General features: G+C 71.8%; 14 protein-coding genes. 4 read left to right on the top strand and 10 right to left on the bottom strand.

Going from position 1 to position 15,732, the window contains the following annotated elements:
• Positions 1-91: 91 nt before the first annotated feature.
• Genes O7635_RS25200 through O7635_RS25190 form a run of 3 tightly spaced genes read left to right on the top strand, consistent with a single transcriptional unit; the run spans position 92 to position 2,973 of the window.
• Positions 92-985 (top strand): amidohydrolase family protein, encoded by an 894-nt coding sequence (locus O7635_RS25200; RefSeq protein WP_278082938.1) that lies wholly within the window; start codon positions 92-94, stop codon positions 983-985.
• Positions 985-1,437 carry a MaoC family dehydratase gene (locus tag O7635_RS25195; RefSeq protein ID WP_278082937.1) on the top strand — a complete coding sequence of 151 codons (453 nt, stop codon included), beginning with the start codon at positions 985-987 and terminating at the stop codon, positions 1,435-1,437. The genes O7635_RS25200 and O7635_RS25195 overlap by 1 nt, the downstream gene beginning before the upstream one ends.
• Positions 1,438-1,461: 24 nt before the next feature.
• Positions 1,462-2,973 carry a long-chain fatty acid--CoA ligase gene (locus O7635_RS25190; protein WP_278082936.1) on the top strand — a complete coding sequence of 504 codons (1,512 nt, stop codon included), beginning with the start codon at positions 1,462-1,464 and terminating at the stop codon, positions 2,971-2,973.
• Here the strand turns inward: O7635_RS25190 and O7635_RS25185 are convergent.
• The 9 genes from O7635_RS25185 to O7635_RS25145 all read right to left on the bottom strand — a co-directional run bounded on the left by O7635_RS25185 (position 2,888) and on the right by O7635_RS25145 (position 12,679).
• Positions 2,888-3,766, bottom strand: a complete 879-nt coding sequence (locus O7635_RS25185) for a PaaX family transcriptional regulator C-terminal domain-containing protein (protein ID WP_278082935.1) — start codon at positions 3,764-3,766, stop codon at positions 2,888-2,890. The two genes, O7635_RS25190 and O7635_RS25185, sit on opposite strands and share 86 nt — an antisense overlap.
• Positions 3,767-3,791: 25 nt before the next feature.
• On the bottom strand, positions 3,792-4,562 hold the full coding sequence (locus O7635_RS25180; RefSeq protein ID WP_278082934.1) for an ABC transporter permease: 771 nt from the start codon (positions 4,560-4,562) through the stop codon (positions 3,792-3,794).
• Positions 4,559-5,350, bottom strand: a complete 792-nt coding sequence (locus tag O7635_RS25175; protein ID WP_278082933.1) for an ABC transporter permease subunit — start codon at positions 5,348-5,350, stop codon at positions 4,559-4,561. The genes O7635_RS25180 and O7635_RS25175 overlap by 4 nt, the downstream gene beginning before the upstream one ends.
• Positions 5,351-5,354: 4 nt before the next feature.
• Positions 5,355-6,326: an ABC transporter substrate-binding protein gene (locus O7635_RS25170; protein ID WP_278082932.1), complete on the bottom strand. Its 972-nt coding sequence runs from the start codon at positions 6,324-6,326 to the stop codon at positions 5,355-5,357.
• Between the two features lie 110 nt (positions 6,327-6,436).
• Entirely contained in the window at positions 6,437-7,732 is a 1,296-nt protein-coding gene (locus O7635_RS25165) for a PHB depolymerase family esterase (RefSeq protein WP_278082931.1), read from the bottom strand.
• 230 nt (positions 7,733-7,962) lie between these two features.
• A complete protein-coding gene (locus O7635_RS25160; RefSeq protein ID WP_278082930.1) occupies positions 7,963-9,678 on the bottom strand; it encodes a trehalase family glycosidase in 1,716 nt (571 codons plus the stop codon).
• Between the two features lie 28 nt (positions 9,679-9,706).
• On the bottom strand, positions 9,707-10,525 hold the full coding sequence (locus O7635_RS25155) for a carbohydrate ABC transporter permease (protein WP_278082929.1): 819 nt from the start codon (positions 10,523-10,525) through the stop codon (positions 9,707-9,709).
• The gene (locus O7635_RS25150; RefSeq protein WP_278082928.1) at positions 10,522-11,424 is read right to left on the bottom strand and encodes a sugar ABC transporter permease; all 903 of its coding nucleotides are present in this window, start codon (positions 11,422-11,424) and stop codon (positions 10,522-10,524) included. The genes O7635_RS25155 and O7635_RS25150 overlap by 4 nt, the downstream gene beginning before the upstream one ends.
• Before the next feature lie 7 nt (positions 11,425-11,431).
• Positions 11,432-12,679 carry an extracellular solute-binding protein gene (locus tag O7635_RS25145; protein WP_278082927.1) on the bottom strand — a complete coding sequence of 416 codons (1,248 nt, stop codon included), beginning with the start codon at positions 12,677-12,679 and terminating at the stop codon, positions 11,432-11,434.
• Positions 12,680-12,865: 186 nt separating this feature from the next.
• On the opposite strand from O7635_RS25145, the gene O7635_RS25140 reads away from it, so the two are divergent.
• Complete coding sequence (locus O7635_RS25140) at positions 12,866-14,686, top strand: RICIN domain-containing protein (RefSeq protein WP_278082926.1); 1,821 nt, start codon at positions 12,866-12,868, stop codon at positions 14,684-14,686.
• Between the two features lie 30 nt (positions 14,687-14,716).
• Here the strand turns inward: O7635_RS25140 and O7635_RS25135 are convergent, their stop codons facing one another.
• Complete coding sequence (locus O7635_RS25135; RefSeq protein WP_278082925.1) at positions 14,717-15,730, bottom strand: LacI family DNA-binding transcriptional regulator; 1,014 nt, start codon at positions 15,728-15,730, stop codon at positions 14,717-14,719.
• Positions 15,731-15,732: the final 2 nt, after the last annotated feature.

The raw sequence follows: 15,732 nt of genomic DNA, 5'->3' as shown, positions 1-15,732 counted from the left end.
GTCCGGGTACCGACGCGGAGGAGTCCCGATGTCGCGGAGCTGCCCATGGCGTTCCGCACCGCGTCCTGACCCCCGAGGAAGGTGCCCCCGCATGTACCAGCCCGCGATCGACCTCGCCGCCGTGACCGCCATCGACATGCACGTGCACATCGAGGTCGACGCGGACGGCCACACCTCGCTGCCCGAGCCGCTGGTGGCCGCCGCGTCCCGCTACTTCCGGACCGACGGGCCCCGGCCGGCCGTCGACGCGGTGGCGGGCTACTACCGCGAGCGCGGGATGGCCGCCGTGGTGTTCACCGTGGACGCGCGTACGCAGCTGGCCCATCCGCCGCTGTCCAGTGTCGACATCGCCCGCGCCGCGGCCGACCACGCCGACGTGCTGATCCCGTTCGGCTCGGTCGATCCGCGCACGGGCGAGGCGGCGCTCGACCTGGCCGCCCGGCTCGTCCGGGAGGAGGGCGTGCGGGGCTTCAAGTTCCACCCGACCGTCCAGGGCTTCGACCCGAGCCAGCCGGAGTACGCGCCGCTGTGGCGCCTGATCGCGGACCTCGGCGTGCCGGCGCTGTTCCACACCGGACAGACGGGCATCGGCGCCGGCCTGCCCGGGGGCTACGGCCTGCGGCTGGGGCTGTCCAACCCGATGCTGCTCGACGTCGTGGCCGCCGAGGTCCCCGACCTGCGGATCGTCATGGCCCACCCGTCGGTGCCGTGGCAGGACGAGGCGCTCGCGGTAGCGACGCACAAACCCAACACCTGGATCGACCTGTCGGGCTGGAGCCCGAAATACTTCCCGGCCAACCTGGTGCGCTACGCGAACTCGATGCTCAAGGAACGGGTGCTCTTCGGCACCGACTATCCGCTGCTCACCCCCGACCGCTGGCTGCGCGACGTGGCGGCCACCGACCTGAAGGCCGACGTGCTGCCCGGCATCCTGAAGGACAACGCCGCCCGGCTGGTCGGCCTGACCGCGCGAGGAGAAGGCTGATGACGACGACCATCGACTACGACCGGCTCCCGGAGCTCGGCGGCGCCGACCTCGGTCACAGCGCCTACCGGACGGTCAGCCAGGACCAGGTCGACCTGTTCGCCGACGCCACGGACGACCACCAGTGGATCCACGTCGACCCGGAACGGGCCAAGGACGGGCCGTTCGGAGCGCCGATCGCCCACGGCTTCCTCACCCTGTCCCTCGCCGTTCCCCTGTGGACCGAGCTGCTCGACGTGCGGGGCGTGACGACGAAGGTCAACTACGGCCTCGACCGGGTGCGCTTCCCGGCGCCGGTCGCCGTGGGGTCGCGGGTCCGGATGCGGGCGGTCGTCGCGGAGGTGGGCGCGGTGGCCGGCGGCTACCAGGTCACCGTCGACCAGACGATCGAGATCGAGGGCGGGGCGAAGCCGGCCGTCGTCGCCCGTGGCCTGTACCGGTTCTACGCCTGACCGCACGCCATCGGGAGGTCGCGGATGCACCGACACGGGATCGGCGCGTGGCCGGCCAAGCGCCGGCTCGCGTCGCCGGAGAAGACCGCCCTGGTCCACGGCGACCAGGCCACGATGACCTACCGGGAGTTCGCGGACGGCACGGACCGCGTGGCGTCGGCCCTGCGGCGCCTGGGCGTCGGCCGGGGCGACTCCGTCGCGTACTTCGGCGAGAACAGCCCGGACCTGCTCCAGGTGATGTTCGGCGCGGCGCGGCTGGGTGCGGTCTTCGTGCCCGTCAACACCCGCCTGGCGCCCGCCGAGATCGACCACATCCTGGCCGACTGTCACGCCCGGCTGCTGATCCACGACCCGGGTCCGGCCGCGGGCTTCGCGGCCGCCGCCGGAGTGCCGCACCTGACCACCGGCGCCGGCACGGCCGACCGGCCGGGGCTCGCGCGGCTGCCCGGGACGCCCGGCGTGCCCGCGGAGGTGGGCTCCGACGACCCCGCCGCCGTCATCTACACGTCGGGGACGACCGGCCGGGCCAAGGGCGCCGTGCTGACCCACGGCAACCTCACCTGGGTCGCGCTGAACTGCGTCGTCGACTACGACGTCGTGTCGACCGACGTCGCGCTGATGATCTCCCCGCTGTTCCACGTCGCATCGCTGGGCATGGGCGCGCTGCCGGTCATCCTCAAAGGCGCCACGCTCGTGCTGGAGAAGGGTTTCGAGCCGGGCCGGGCCCTCGCCCAGATCGAACGGCACGGCGTCACGATGCTCAGCGGCGTGCCGACCACGTACCAGCTCATGGCCGACCATCCCGACTGGGCCACCACCAATCTGTCCACATTGGCCAAGCTGACCTGCGGCGGATCGGCCGTGCCGACCCGGATCCTGCGGGCCTACGAGGCCCGTGGGCTGTCGTTCTCGCAGGGCTACGGCATGACCGAGACGTCGCCGGGCGCGACGTCCCTCCCGCCCGCCATGACGCTGGCGAAGCAGGGCAGCGTGGGACTCCCCCACTTCTTCACCGAGGTGCGCGTCGTCGACGCCGACGGTGCGCCGGCCCCGCCGGGGACGGTCGGCGAGATCCAGATCGCGGGCCCCAACGTGTTCGCCGGCTACCTCGGCGAGGCCGGCGCGACGGCCGAGGCGTTCACGGCAGACGGGTGGTTCCGCTCCGGCGACCTCGGCTACCTCGACGCCGACGGCTACCTCTTCATCGCCGGCCGACTGAAGGACATGATCATTTCGGGCGGCGAGAACGTCTACCCCGCCGAGGTCGAGCTCCTGCTCGGCGAGATCGACGGGATCAGCGGCGCCGCTGTCATCGGCGTGCCCGACGAGCGCTGGGGCGAGGTGCCGTGGGCGATCGTGACGCTGCGGCCCGGCGCCGACCTCGACACCGCGGCCGTACGCGCGCGCCTGGCCGGCAAGCTGGCCCGCTACAAGCTGCCCGCGCGGGTGGTCATCGTGGACGAGCTGCCGCGGACGGCGTCCGGGAAGGTGCGGAAGGCCGACCTGCGGCAGCATTACGGCGACCAGGCGCGGTGACCAGGCCGGCGAACTCCGCGGCCGACGCCTCGGCCAGACGCGCGTGCGCCCGGCGGTAAACGTCGACGGACCGCTGCGCCGGCCACGTGTCGTCCATGAACTCGCGCGGCAGTCGGGGGTCGGCGCGCAGCAGGGCCAACCAGTCCGCCACGAGCATCGTCCGCACCGTCAGTGGGCTCGTCGCCCGCATGGTCGCCGCCGGGTCCGCCCAGGCCTCGATGAACGCGAGGTGCTCGCGCCGGATAGCTTCGACGTCCCAGGCGGCCCGGACGCTCTGTGCGATGGGGAACGCGGGCAGCTCGCGGGCGTGGAAGCCGACGACAGTGTGCGGTGGCAGGTCCGGCCGCAGCGGGGCCAGCGCGCTGGCCAGGTCCACCTCACCGGGCGCCAGCCACAGCCCGTCGCGCAGCGGCGCGAAGCCCTCCCAGGTGAGCGTCGAGCGCAGCCGGTGCCGCAGCGTCCGCTGGTCCTCGGGGATCGTGAACGTGACGAGCGTCCACCCCGTGCCCTGTGGGTCGAACGGGCGTGGGCCGCGGACCCGGTCGGTCGCCTCGCGCAGGACGGCCGTGCCGTGCTCGGTCAGCGCGAAGCGGATCTCCCGCCCGCTGCGGCTGCGGGCCAGGATGCCGGTCTGCACGAGCCGGTCGAGGGTGGCCCGGGTCGCCGGCGGAGCGACGCCGGCCCCTTCCAGCACACGGATCAGCACGCTCGCCCGGACCGGGCCGGGATCGTCGTCGACCACGTGCTCGCCGAACAGGGCGAGCAGCAGTTGCCTCGGCTGTCGGCTGCGCACGGTCCCCCTCACCCGCCTCGACCGGTCAGGCCCGGTCGATCCCCTTGATCCCGTGGTACCAGGCAAGCACGCGCCGCTCGACGACGCCGAAGGTGGTGGCGAGCAGCACCCCGACGAGGCCGAGCAGCAGGATGCCGCTCCACATCTCGGCGACGAGGTAGTTGCGCTGGAAGTAGGCGATCCGGTAGCCCAGCCCGGCGGACGACGCGAACATCTCCGAGATGACCATCAGGATGAGCGCGACCGACAGGGCCTGTCGTACGCCGGTCATGATGCGCGGGCCGGCCGCCGGCAGGACGAGGAACCACAGCCGCCGCCACCACCCGATGCGGAACACGTCTGCCGTCTCGGACAGCACGCTGTCGGTCCCCCGTACGCCGTCGATGGTGTTGAGCAGGATGGGCCAGACCGCGCCGGACACGATCACGACCACTTTCATCGTGTCGGTGATGCCCAGCAGCAGCATGCCGACCGGGATCAGCACCGGTGGCGGGATGGCGCGGAAGAACTCCAGCAGCGGCTCGAGCGCGTCCCGCAGGCCGCCGAACAGCCCGATGAGCGTGCCGGCGGCCACACCGACCACGATGGACGCGGTGATGCCGAGGGCGAGCCGGGCCAGGCTCGGCAGCACGTCGTGGACGAACGCCGGCCCGATCCAGGTGTCCTCGAAGGCGTCCAGGATGGCCAGCGGGCCGGGAAAGAAGCGGTTGGTCGAGCCCGTCGTCGCGATGCCCCAGACCACCAGCAGCAGGAACGGGAAGCCGATGGGATAGAGGACGCGGCGCCCGGCGGTCACGGCGCCTCCCCCCGCACGGACTGGTGCCAGGACAGGGAGCGCCGTTCGACGGACCGGAACACGATGTTGACCAGCAGGCCGAGCAGACCCGTCAGCACGACCAGGGCGTACAGGCCCTCGGCGTCGCCGGCGGACCGGGAGAGCTCGATCATCCGCCCGAGTCCCGGATTCCCGATCACCATCTCCGACGTGATGGCCAGGATGAGCGCGACCGCCGCGGCGAGGCGAACACCGGTCATGAGGTACGGCAGGGCGGTCGGCAGCACGAGATGGGTCAGCCGCTGCCGCCGGTTGAGGCCGTAGGTGCGGGCCGTGTCCCGGGCGACCGCGTCGACGTCGGCGACGCCGTAGATCATCTGGACGAACACCTGCCAGAACGCGGCGTAGACGATGACCACCAGGGCGGCCCGCAGCTGGATGCCGAACATCAGCACCGCGAGCGGGATGAGCGCGACCGACGGGATCGGGCGCAGGAACTCGACCACCGTGTGCGTCGCACGGCGCAGGAACGGCACCAGGCCGACCACCGTGCCGAGCACGACCGCCGCGGCGGTGGCCAGCGCGAGCCCGATCGCCCACGACGTCATGGTGAAGCCGAGCCGGCGCCAGAAGGCGAGGTCGCGGAGCTCCTCGGCGAGCCGGGCGAGCACGTCCGTCGCGTACGGCAGGTATTGCGCGTCGACCAGACCGGTGGCCGGCGCCAGCTGCCAGGCGAGGAGGAATCCCAGCAGACCGCAGCCGCCCAGCAGGACCTTGCGCGGCCAACGGCGGCGGTGGACGGAGCGCACCCGACTACTGCTGCTGGACGAGACGGTCGAGGTCGGGCTGGCGGTCGAGCACGCCGTATTTCCCGGCGAGGGTCGCGAGCGCCGTCAGGCTCGCCCGGTCGATCTCCCAGCCGAAGGTGGGCAGTTTGACCGAGTCCGCCACCGCGTCGGGCAGCTCCAGATTGTCCTTGATGGACTGCCGGACCGCCGCATCGTTGGCGGGATCGGCCGCCCAGCTCAGCGTCTCTTTCATCGCGGCCGAGAACGCCGCGACGAGGTCGGCGTCGGACTCCATGCGCTTCTTCGTGGCGATCGTGGTCAGGGTCGCCAGCCCCGGCACGGTCGCCTGGTAGGGCGCGACGACGAAGGTGTCGCCGCGGGCCCGGAGCTGGGTGACGAAGGGCTCCGGCACCCAGGCGGCGTCGATGTTGCCGGCCGCGAGCTGGGCCGGCGCGTCGGGGAAGGCGACCTCGACGAACTGCACGGCCTTGGGGTCGCCGCCGTCCTTCTCCACCGCGGCCATGATGGTCACGTCGCCGGCCGCACCCAGGCTGTTGACGGCGACCCGGCGGCCGGCGAGCTGCGCGGGTCGCTTGATCCCGGACTTCGCCGAGGCCACCACGGCGTTGATGTCGTCTCCGGTCGCGTAGGACGACGCGTAGTTGCCGATCATCACGACCCCGAGATCCTGCAGATCCGCGCGGAACGGTCCGAACGGCTGGCCGATGGCGAAGTCGATGTCGCCGTTGATCAGCGCCGGGATGGCCTGGGCGCCGCCCTGGGCCGGCAGCACCTCGACCCGGAGCCCGTGCTTGGCGAAGATCCCCGCCTTGCTGCCGCCCCACAGCGCGGCGGTCTCGGTGATCGGCAACGCGGCCACCCGCACCGCACGCAGCTCACCGCCGCCCTCGGTGGTCGTTGTGGCGTCCGAGTCCGTGCATCCGGTGAGGGCGACCGCGGCCGCCGCGGCGAGCCCGAGAGCGATGACCTTCTTCATGGACGAGGCCCTTCGACATGTGAGTCGGATCACATAGACGTGTGGCCATGGTCGATGACGCGCTCGGATATGTCAAGAAATTCTGACGCCCGTCAGGGATAGGTTGAATATCAAGGACTCGCACAGGTGAGCGTGGGCGTCGCGGAGTTCCCGGCCCCGAGGAAGCCGAAGACGGTCGAGCCGCCGGCGCCGATGGTGCCGTTGTAGGAGACGTTCCGGACGGTGTAGCTGCCGGCGCTGCCCGAGAGGCTGCCGTTCCAGACCTGCGTGACGGTCGTGCCCGCGGCGAAGGTCAGGCCCACCCGCCAACCGTTGACGGCATTGGCGCCGGCCCGCACGGTGACCTCACCCTGGAACCCGCCGTTCCACGAGTTGACCTGCCGGTAGCTCGCGGCACAGGCTCCGTTGGCGGGCGGCGGAGTCGTGGCGGGCGGGGTGGTCGCCGGCGGCGTCGTCGGGGTCGCGCCACTCAGGCCGAAGAACTCGACCGCGGTCGCCGCCATCCCGGCCGACGGCAGGCTGTGCCCGGCGCCCTGGATGCTGTAGGCCTCGACCTGCACCGTGCCGGACGAGTCGGCGTAACGGCGGCGGTTCCAGCCCGACCGCGGCGTGTCGGTCGACGTCGGCGTCTGGCTCAGGCCGAACACGTCGGTCCACTGCTCGATGGACTCCTGCAACAGCTGGTACGGCACCAGCGTGTCGTTCGTGCCGTGCCACAGCTGCACCCGCGGCCGGACGCCGGTGAAGCCGGGGTAGGCCTGCCGGACCGCGTCGCCCCACTGCTGCGGGGTGCGGTCCATGCTGCCGCCCGTGCACCGGCTGCTGCCCGGCGGGTAGTCGGCCGCGTTCGCGAAGCAGTTGAACGGAACGCCCATGAACGCCGCGCCGGCCCGGAAGACGTCGGGATGGAGCGCGAGCATGTGGTTGGTCATCATGCCGCCGGACGAGCTTCCGGTGGCGTAGACCCGGTTTCGGTCACCGCCGTACTGCTGCTGGGCGTAGGTCACCATCGAGACGATCGACACGGGGTCGCTCCCGCCACCGCGCCGCTTGGCTGCCTCCGACCACGTGTCGAAGCAGTTGCCGAAACCGGCCTGCTGCGTCGCGGTCGGGTAGATGACGACGAACCCGAGCCGGTCGGCCAGCGAGGCGAACTCGCTGCTGGAATAGAAGCCGGGCCCGGACCCGCCGCACCCGTGCATGGCGACCACGATCGCCGGCTGGGCCGGCCGGTTGTCGGGCACGTAGACGTGCATCCGCATTCCGCCCGGGTTGTTGCCGAAGTTGGTCACCTCGGTCAACGTGGCCGCGGCGGCCGGCGTGGCGAGTCCCGGCACCACGAGCGCGGATGCGGCCGCCGCGAGGCACACGGCGGTCGCGCCGAGAAGCATTCGACGAACTCTCATGCGTCACTTCCTCGATTGCGTCAAGGGGCATGGCGCATCGCCGCCGGACGATCAGCGCGGGCAGGGCCCGGCGTGCGCGGACGCGGCACGCCCACCTGAAGGGCGTCGACCGTCACCGCACGGCGCGCCCGGTGTCCGCCGCCCGGCGATGGTCGGTCAACTGCCTGGCGACGCCGGCTCCCGCGCCGCCAGAAACATGACACATAGTGTCCCCCTCGGACACCCAATCGTCAATCGACGTCGGGCGATGGGTGTGCGGCGCGGCGCTCGTGGGCCGCGGCGAGGATCAGATAGCCGCTCGCGGTCCAGGTGTAGGCGCGGTCGCGCAGGCCGACACCGGTCTCGGCGTCGAAGTTCTCGGCGAACCCGGACTTCTCGCACAGCGCCCGGAACCGGTGGCTGACGTCGTCGGCGAGGCCCGTGTGGCCCGCCCGGCGCAGGCCGTCCTCGATCAGCACCGTGGACGGCGCCCAGATCGGCCCGCGCCAGTAGCCGTCGGCGGCGTAATGTGCGGATCCGACCGGCTCGGTCGCGAGCCCGTGGGTGGTCAGGTGCGACCCGATGCCGCGGGCCAGCGCGCCGGTGACCTCGCCCGGCAGCTCGGTCCCGAGCACGATCGGCATCAGGTCGAGCAGGCTGGTGCTGGCCCGGCGCCGGCCGGTCCGCACGCTGCGGGCGGCGAACCGGTCACCGTCCCACAGCTGCTCCAGCATGGCGGCGCGGACGGCGTCGGCCGCCGCGGTCCACCTGTGCCCGGGCTCGCCGAGCTCGGCGGCCAGGTCCGCCAGGCACCGCAGCTGGATCACCAGGAAGGCGGCGAGGTCGGCGGTCTCGACCACGCGGTCGTCGTCGAAGGTGGTGGCGTTGTCCCAGCCGCTGTCGTTGCCGTGCTGGTAGTGGGCGAGCGCCGAACCGGGCGCCCGGCGGCGTTCGAGCCAGAACTCCGTCCACCGGGCCAGCCGCCGGTAGGTCTCGGCCACCTCCGCCCGGTCCAATGCGGGCAGCCGGCGGCGCAGCTCACGCAGCGCCCAGCCGTGGATGGGCGGCTTGACGTAGTTGTGCAGCACCTCGGAGTGGGTGACCGAGTCCGGCAGCGCGCCGCTCTCGTCCTGGTGGTCGAAGGGCAGCTGGAACTGGTGCCAGGCCAGCTCGGGCTGGCCGGCGGCCAGGGCGATCGCGTTGAAGCAGTGGTCCCAGCTCCACACCTTGTTCATCCAGTGCTTCGACATCAGCACCGCCGGCCGGGCCAGGAAACCGGCGGGCCCGACGCTCGCCGACCACAGCACGTAGGCCGCCAGCTCGGCGGCCGGCGTCCGCGCGCTGCGCCAGGGCGCCACGGAGTCGACGAACGCGGCGAACTCGGCGGCGTTCGCGTGCCGCAGCTCGTCGAAGGGAGTCGGGTCGGTGTAACTCGCCCGGGCCGTGGCGTGCTCCTCGACGACCACCTCCCAGTCACGGTCGGCCGGGAGCGTCACGCCGCGCTCGGCCGTCCCGAGCGCCTGGTCCCCGTCGGCCGCCGCCGACCCGCCGAGCACGGTGACGCGGTAGCGCCGCCCGGTCTCGTACGAGGTGAAGACGTGGGCGCCGTCGACGGGGTCGCGGTAGAGGTAGGTGCCGCTGAACGGGGTGAGCGTCGGGTTCGCGGCGGACAACGCCAGGCCGAGCCGCCGGCCCCGGAGCCGGACGGCGCCGGGCCCGTCGAACACCGCCTCGATCCGCCCGTCGACGGTGCTCCACGTCAGCAACGTCGCCGTGGCGCGCACGGTGGCGGTGGCGCTGGGCCGCAGCCGCAGGACCGCGTGCAGGCCGGTCTGGTGCGAAACCAGATGCAGGTCGTCGGCGTAGGTGTGCGCCGCGACCACCGGGGAGATGTTGAGCCAGGATCCGCGGTAGCTGAACGGGATGTCCTGGACCGAGAAGGACGGACCGGGCGGTACGACGGTCATGGGTGGTGGCTGCCTCTCCTGGAACTGGTCAGTCCTTGACGGCGCCGGCCGTCACGCCGGCGGCCACGTAGCGCTGCGCCAGCAGCAGCAGGACCGTGGCCGGGACGGACGCGACGACGGCGGTGGCCATGATCGCGTTCCATTGCTGGTTGTTGTTGCCGATGTAGTGGTAGATGCCGAGGGTGATGGGCTGGTGGTCGCCGCCGCCGTCCAGAGTGGACGCGAAGACGAAGTCCGACCACGACCAGAGGAAGGCGAACAGCGACACGGTGACCACCGCGTTGCGGCTGACCGGCAGCACCACCGACCAGAACGTCCGCAGGACGCCCGCGCCGTCGACCACCGCCGCCTGGATGAGCTCGCCCGGGATGCCCGACATGAACGCGGCGAAGATGAGCACGCCGAACGGCACGGCCAAGGTGGAGTCGGCCAGGATCAGACCGGGCACCGTGTTGAGCACGCCGAGGTTGAGGTAAATGGCGTAGAAGCCCATCGCCATGATGATTCCCGGAATCATCTGCGCGATCAGCAGCACGAAGCCGAGCGCGCCGCCGCCCGGCGGCCGGAGCTTGGCCAGCGCGTAGCCGGCCGGCGCCGACAGCGCGAGCGTGAGGGCGACGGTGCCGAGACCGATCAGCAGGCTGACCCCGAGGTACGGGAGCTGCTGGTCGAGCACGGCCCGGTAGCCATCGAGGGTGCCGCCGACCGGGAACAGCCGGGGCGGGTCGCGCCGCATGTCCTCGTCGCGGGTGAACGAGACGTTGACCATCCAGTAGACGGGGAACAGCATCACGGCGGTGAGCAGCAGGCCCAGCGCGGTCTTCCACCAGCGGCGCCGGGCGGTCATGCCGGCCGCTGCTGTCGTTGCGCGCGCACGTAGACCAGGCCGGCGACCAGCGCCATGCCGATGAGCAGGTTGCCGACCGCGGCGCCCGGCCCGAACGCCGGCAGCAGGTTGCCGAACCCGAGCCGGTACGACCAGGTGGCGAAGGTCGTCGACGAGTCGGTCGGGCCGCCCTTTGTCATGATCCAGATGATGTCGAAGACCTTCAGCGTGTAGATCAGCCCGAGCAGCAGCGTGACGGCGGAGACCGGACGCAGCAGGGGCAACGTGATCCGGCGGAACCGCTGCCAGCCGGTGGCCCCGTCGAGGGCGGCCGCCTCGTGCACCTCGGCCGGGATCGACTGGAGCCCGCTGTAGAGGACCATGAGGTTGAACGGGATGCCGATCCAGATGTTCGCGATCACCACCGAGGCCAACGACCATTGCGGGGAGGTCAGCCAGTTGACCGGGCCGAGACCGAGCAGGCCGAGCGCGGCGTTGACGATGCCGGCGTCGCTGTTGAGCATCCACGACCAGGTCGACGCGGAGACGATGAGCGGGAGCAGCCAGGGCACGAGGAACAGCGCCCGCAGGGTGCGCGACAGCGGGAAGCTCTGGTGGAAGAACACCGCCAACGCCAGCCCGATGGTGAACTGGAAGGCCAGCGAGGCCAGCGTGAAGACGACGGTGTGCCGCAACGCCGGCCCGAAGGTCGGGTCGGTCAGCGCCCTGGCGTAGTTGTCCAGGCCGGCGAACGGCGCGCCGCCCTGCACGAAGGACCGGACCGTGTACTCGCGCAGGCTGAGCTCGACGTTGCGGTAGAGCGGGTAGGCGTAGAACGCGACGAGGTAGCCGGTGACCGGGGCCAGGAACAGCCAACCGGCCCACCGGCCACTCCGCCGGGACGGGTTCTTGTGCGGCACGGTCCGGCTACTTCGCGCCCGCCGCGGCCTGCGCGGCCGTCAGGGCCGCCCGCGGCTGCTTCGCCCCGCTGAGCGCGGCCTGCACCGCCGTCCACAGTGGCTCCGAGATCTTCGGATAGCGGGTGCCGAGGTTGTCGCCGGTGCGCCCCTTGGCCGCCTTGACGGCGTCGACCCAGACCTGCAGCTTGGGGTCGGCCTGCACCTGCTTGGCCTGCACCGCCGCCGTCGGCGCGATGTAGGACAGGGTCGTGTCGGTCGCGAGCAGCTTGTCGCCGCTGGTCAGGCAGGCGACGAGCTGTTGCGACGTCGCGTACCGGCCGGTGTCGCTCTGGACGGGGATGGAGACGAACTCCCCACCCGTCGGCGCCGGCGCGGTGCCGCCCGAGGCGCCCGGGATCGGGATGATGCCGTACTCGAAGCCGAGCTTCTCCGCGTTGGCCAGTTGCCAGGTGCCGTTCTCGCTGAACGCGTAGTCGCCGCTGGCGAACTCCTGCCAGCTCGTGGTCTGGGTGTTGTTGATGACCGAGTTGGGCGCGTAGCCCTGCTTCAGCCAGTCGGTCCACAGGGTCAGCGCGGAGACCGCCTGCGGTGAGTCGAGCGCCGTCAGTTGCGCGCCCGAGCCCCAGAACCAGGGCAGGAACTGGAAGCTGCCCTCCTCGGTGCCGATCGCCGAGAAGGTGATGCCCTTCTTGCCGGCCGCCTTGACCTTGGCCAGCGCGGCGGTCAGCGAGGGCCAGTCCTTGACCGTGGCGACGTCGACGCCGGCCCTGGCCAGCACGTCCTTGTTGTAGTACAGCGCGAGCGTGTTGGCGCCGATCGGCACGCCGAAGGTCTTGCCGCCGGTCTGGCCCGCGCCCAGCAGGTTCGGTTCCATGGCCGAGGTGTCGAGCTTGTTCTCCTCGGTGGTGGTCAGCGCGCCGGCCTCGGCCAGCGTGGAGATCACGGGGTTGTCCACGATGAGCACGTCGGGCGAGTTGTCCTGCTGGGCCGCCAGCAACGCCTTGTTGGTCAGGTCGGTGGTGTCGTAGCCGGTGCGCTCGACGGTGACGCCGGCCGCCGTGCCGCACTCCTGGAGCAGCTTGGCCCAGTCGGAGTCGTCGGCGAACTGCGGGTAGGGGTCCCAGATGGCATAGGTGCCGCCGCCCTCTCCCGACTTCTCGGGGCTGGACGAACAGCCGGTCGACAGCGCGCCGACCGCGACCGCGAGCACGACGGCGGCGGCGGCCACACGCCGCCGCGGGATGGATGTCTGCACGGGTGCCTCACTCTTGAGTCGATCGTGCTGAGCGAACCGATTCGACGAATCGGTTCGCAAGAAGATAGGACCCCTCGGACGCGCGGGTCAAGGACCTTCAGCTAGCGCATTGACATCCATGATGGTGCGGCCCTAGGCTCCCCGCGAATCGGTTCGCTCGCTCGCCCGTCCCCGAAGGAGCTGCCCGTGAGATCCCCGTTCCGCACCAGGCTCGCCCGCCTCGCCGTCGGGTTGGTCGCCGCCGGCGCCGTGGTCGGCATCGCGCCGACCCCCGCCCGGGCGGCCGACGAGTCGATCACCGTCAACTTCGCGTCCGCCGGCGCCGCGCCGACCCACCGCGCCTCCGGGTGGATCTACGGCATGACCGAGAACGCCTCGGGACCGGCCGACCACTTCTACCGCGACGTCAAGTTCCGCTACATGCGGGCCGGCGGCGCGCAGCTCGGCTCGCCGGGCGGCTGGGTCAGCGGTGGCTACCAACGGCGCTGGAACTCCACGCTCGCGCAGGCCCGCCGCACGATCGCGCTCGGCGGCCAGTTCGTCCTGCTGCCGCACGACCTGTGGGGCGCCGACGGCTATCCCATCTCCCGGTTCCCCGGCGACAACGGCGACTGGACCGACTACGACGCGTTCCTGACCCGCGTCATCGACGACGTCCGGGCCGCCGGCATCGCCGTGCAGTGGGACATCTGGAACGAGCCCAACATCACGCTGTTCTGGAACCGACCGCAGGCGCAGTACTTCGAGCTGTGGCGGCGCAGCTACCAGCGCATCCGCGCGGCCTTCCCGAACCAGCTGATCGTCGGACCGAGCTGTGCCTGCGTGCCGTCCACGACGCACGCCTTCTGGAACCAGTACCTCGACTACGTCCGCGCCAACAACGTGGTGCCGGACATCGTCAGCTGGCACTCGCTGCCCGGGGACCCCGTCGCCAACGTCGCCGCGGCCAACGCGACGCTGGACCCGCGCGGCATCCCCCACCCGCGCCCCTACCAGATCAACGAGTACGGCGCGCCGGACGAGCAGAACCCGGCCGACGGCGCCTGGTACATCGCGCGCCTGGAACGGGCCAACGCCGACGGGCTGCGCGCCAACTGGGCGGGCGGCAACAACCTCCACGATTTCCTCGGCAACCTGCTGCTGCGCAACAGCGCGGGCCAGCACGTGCCCAAGGGCGAGTGGTGGGCCTACCGCTTCTACGGCGCTCAGACGGGCCAGATCGTCGCCGTCACGCCGAGCGCCTCCTACGACGCCTTCGCGACCAAGGCCAGTGGGTCGGCCCGGATCCTGGTGGGCGGCGGGCGCACCACCGGCAACATCGCCGTCAACCTGCAGCGCCTCGACACCACCAGCGGTATCGTGCAGAACAACCAGGTGCGGGTGCGGGTGCAGCGGATCCCGGACAACGGCGGCGGCGCGGTGCAGGGCCCCGTCACCGTGCAGAACACGGTGGTGACGCTCACGAACAACGGCGCGACTGTCAACCTGCCGCACACCACCGTCAACGACACCTTCACGGTGACGCTGCTGCCCCCGTCGGACGGCGGCTTCCAGTCCGTGGCCGTCGCCCAGCACTCCCAGCAGTGCCTGGACAACACCAACCTCGCCACGACCGACGGCAACGTGCAGCAGCAGTTCTGGTGCGAGGGCGGCGATCAGCAGCTCTGGAACTTCCGGCCGGTCAGCGGGGTGGCGGACACGTACACCGTGGTCAACCAGCAGACCGGCAAGTGCCTGGACGTCGCCGGAGTGTCGACCGCCAACGGCGCGGCCGTGCACCAGTGGACGTGCCTGGCCGGCGCGGCCAACCAGCAGTTCACGCTGCGCCGGGTGACCTACGCCGGCAACGACGGCCACGACTACCAGCTGGTGGCCCGGCACAGCGGCAAGTGCGTCGACGTCAGCACGATCTCCACTGCGCCACGGGCGCCGATCCACCAGTGGACCTGCAACCCGGTCGGCCAGGGCAGCCCACTCAACCAGACCTGGCGGCTCTGGGGCCGTTGAGCTGTTGTGTCGAGGTCGGCGCCGGGGCGCTCAGCGTCTCGGCGCCGGCCCGGTGCTCGCCCGCAGGGAGACCGGCGGCCGGTAGAGCCGGTGCCGGGGCGGCGTCGACGGCGCGGCGATGTTCTCCAGCAACAGCGCCACAGCGTCCGCGCCCATCTCGAGCATGGGCAGGTCGGCCGCGGTCAACGCGGGCCGGAAGTCCTCGGCCCAGTGCCGCGCGGCCACGCCGGTCACCGAGAAGTCCCGCGGGACGACCACGCCCGCCGCGTCCAGCGCGCGCTGGATGCCGGGCAGGGCCGCCTCGTTGACGGTGGCGATGGCGGTGACGTCGGGGTGCGCCGACAGGAGCTGTTCGACACAGGCCTCGCCGGCGGCGGCGTCGTCGCCGCAGCACACGTCGACGCCGGTCAGACCGCGCTCGGCGAGCGCGGCGGAGAAGCCGGCCTGGGCCCGGTGTCCCGGCCCGTAGCCGGCCGCGACCAGCTCGGCCGACCGGTTGACCAGCGCGATGTGCCGGTGACCCAGGTCGGCCAAATGGCCGACGCAGTTGGCGATCAGGCCGGCGTAGTCGACGTCCACCCAGGACATGCCGCTCGGGTCAGCGGTGCGGCCGATGGTGACGAACGGCAGCCCGGTCTGTCGCAGCCGGCTCACCCGGTCGTCCTCGAGCCGGATCTCCATCAGGATCACGCCGTCGACCCGCCGGGTGGTGACGATCCGCTCGAAGGAGCGGTCGTGGTCGCCGCCGGAGGGCGAGAGCAGCACGTCGAGATCGGCCCGGGCGGCCGCCTCGACCACGCTGGCGACGAAACCGAGCTGCATGTCGGTGAGCCGCTGGGTGGCCGGCGGGATCACCAGACCCAGTGTGTGCGTGCGGCCCACCCGCAGGGCCCGGGCCGTGGCGTTGGGGCGGTAGTCGAGCTCGTCGATGACCGCCTGGATGCGCGCCCGGGTCGGCTCGGACACGGTTCGCTTGCCGCTGAGCACGTACGAGACCGTGCTGCGCGACACGCCCGCACGCCGGGCGATCTCACCGATGTTCATCC

Source organism: Asanoa sp. WMMD1127, assembly GCF_029626225.1.
Lineage (GTDB): Bacteria > Actinomycetota > Actinomycetes > Mycobacteriales > Micromonosporaceae > Asanoa.
This window is presented reverse-complemented; position numbering and strand designations above follow the sequence as displayed.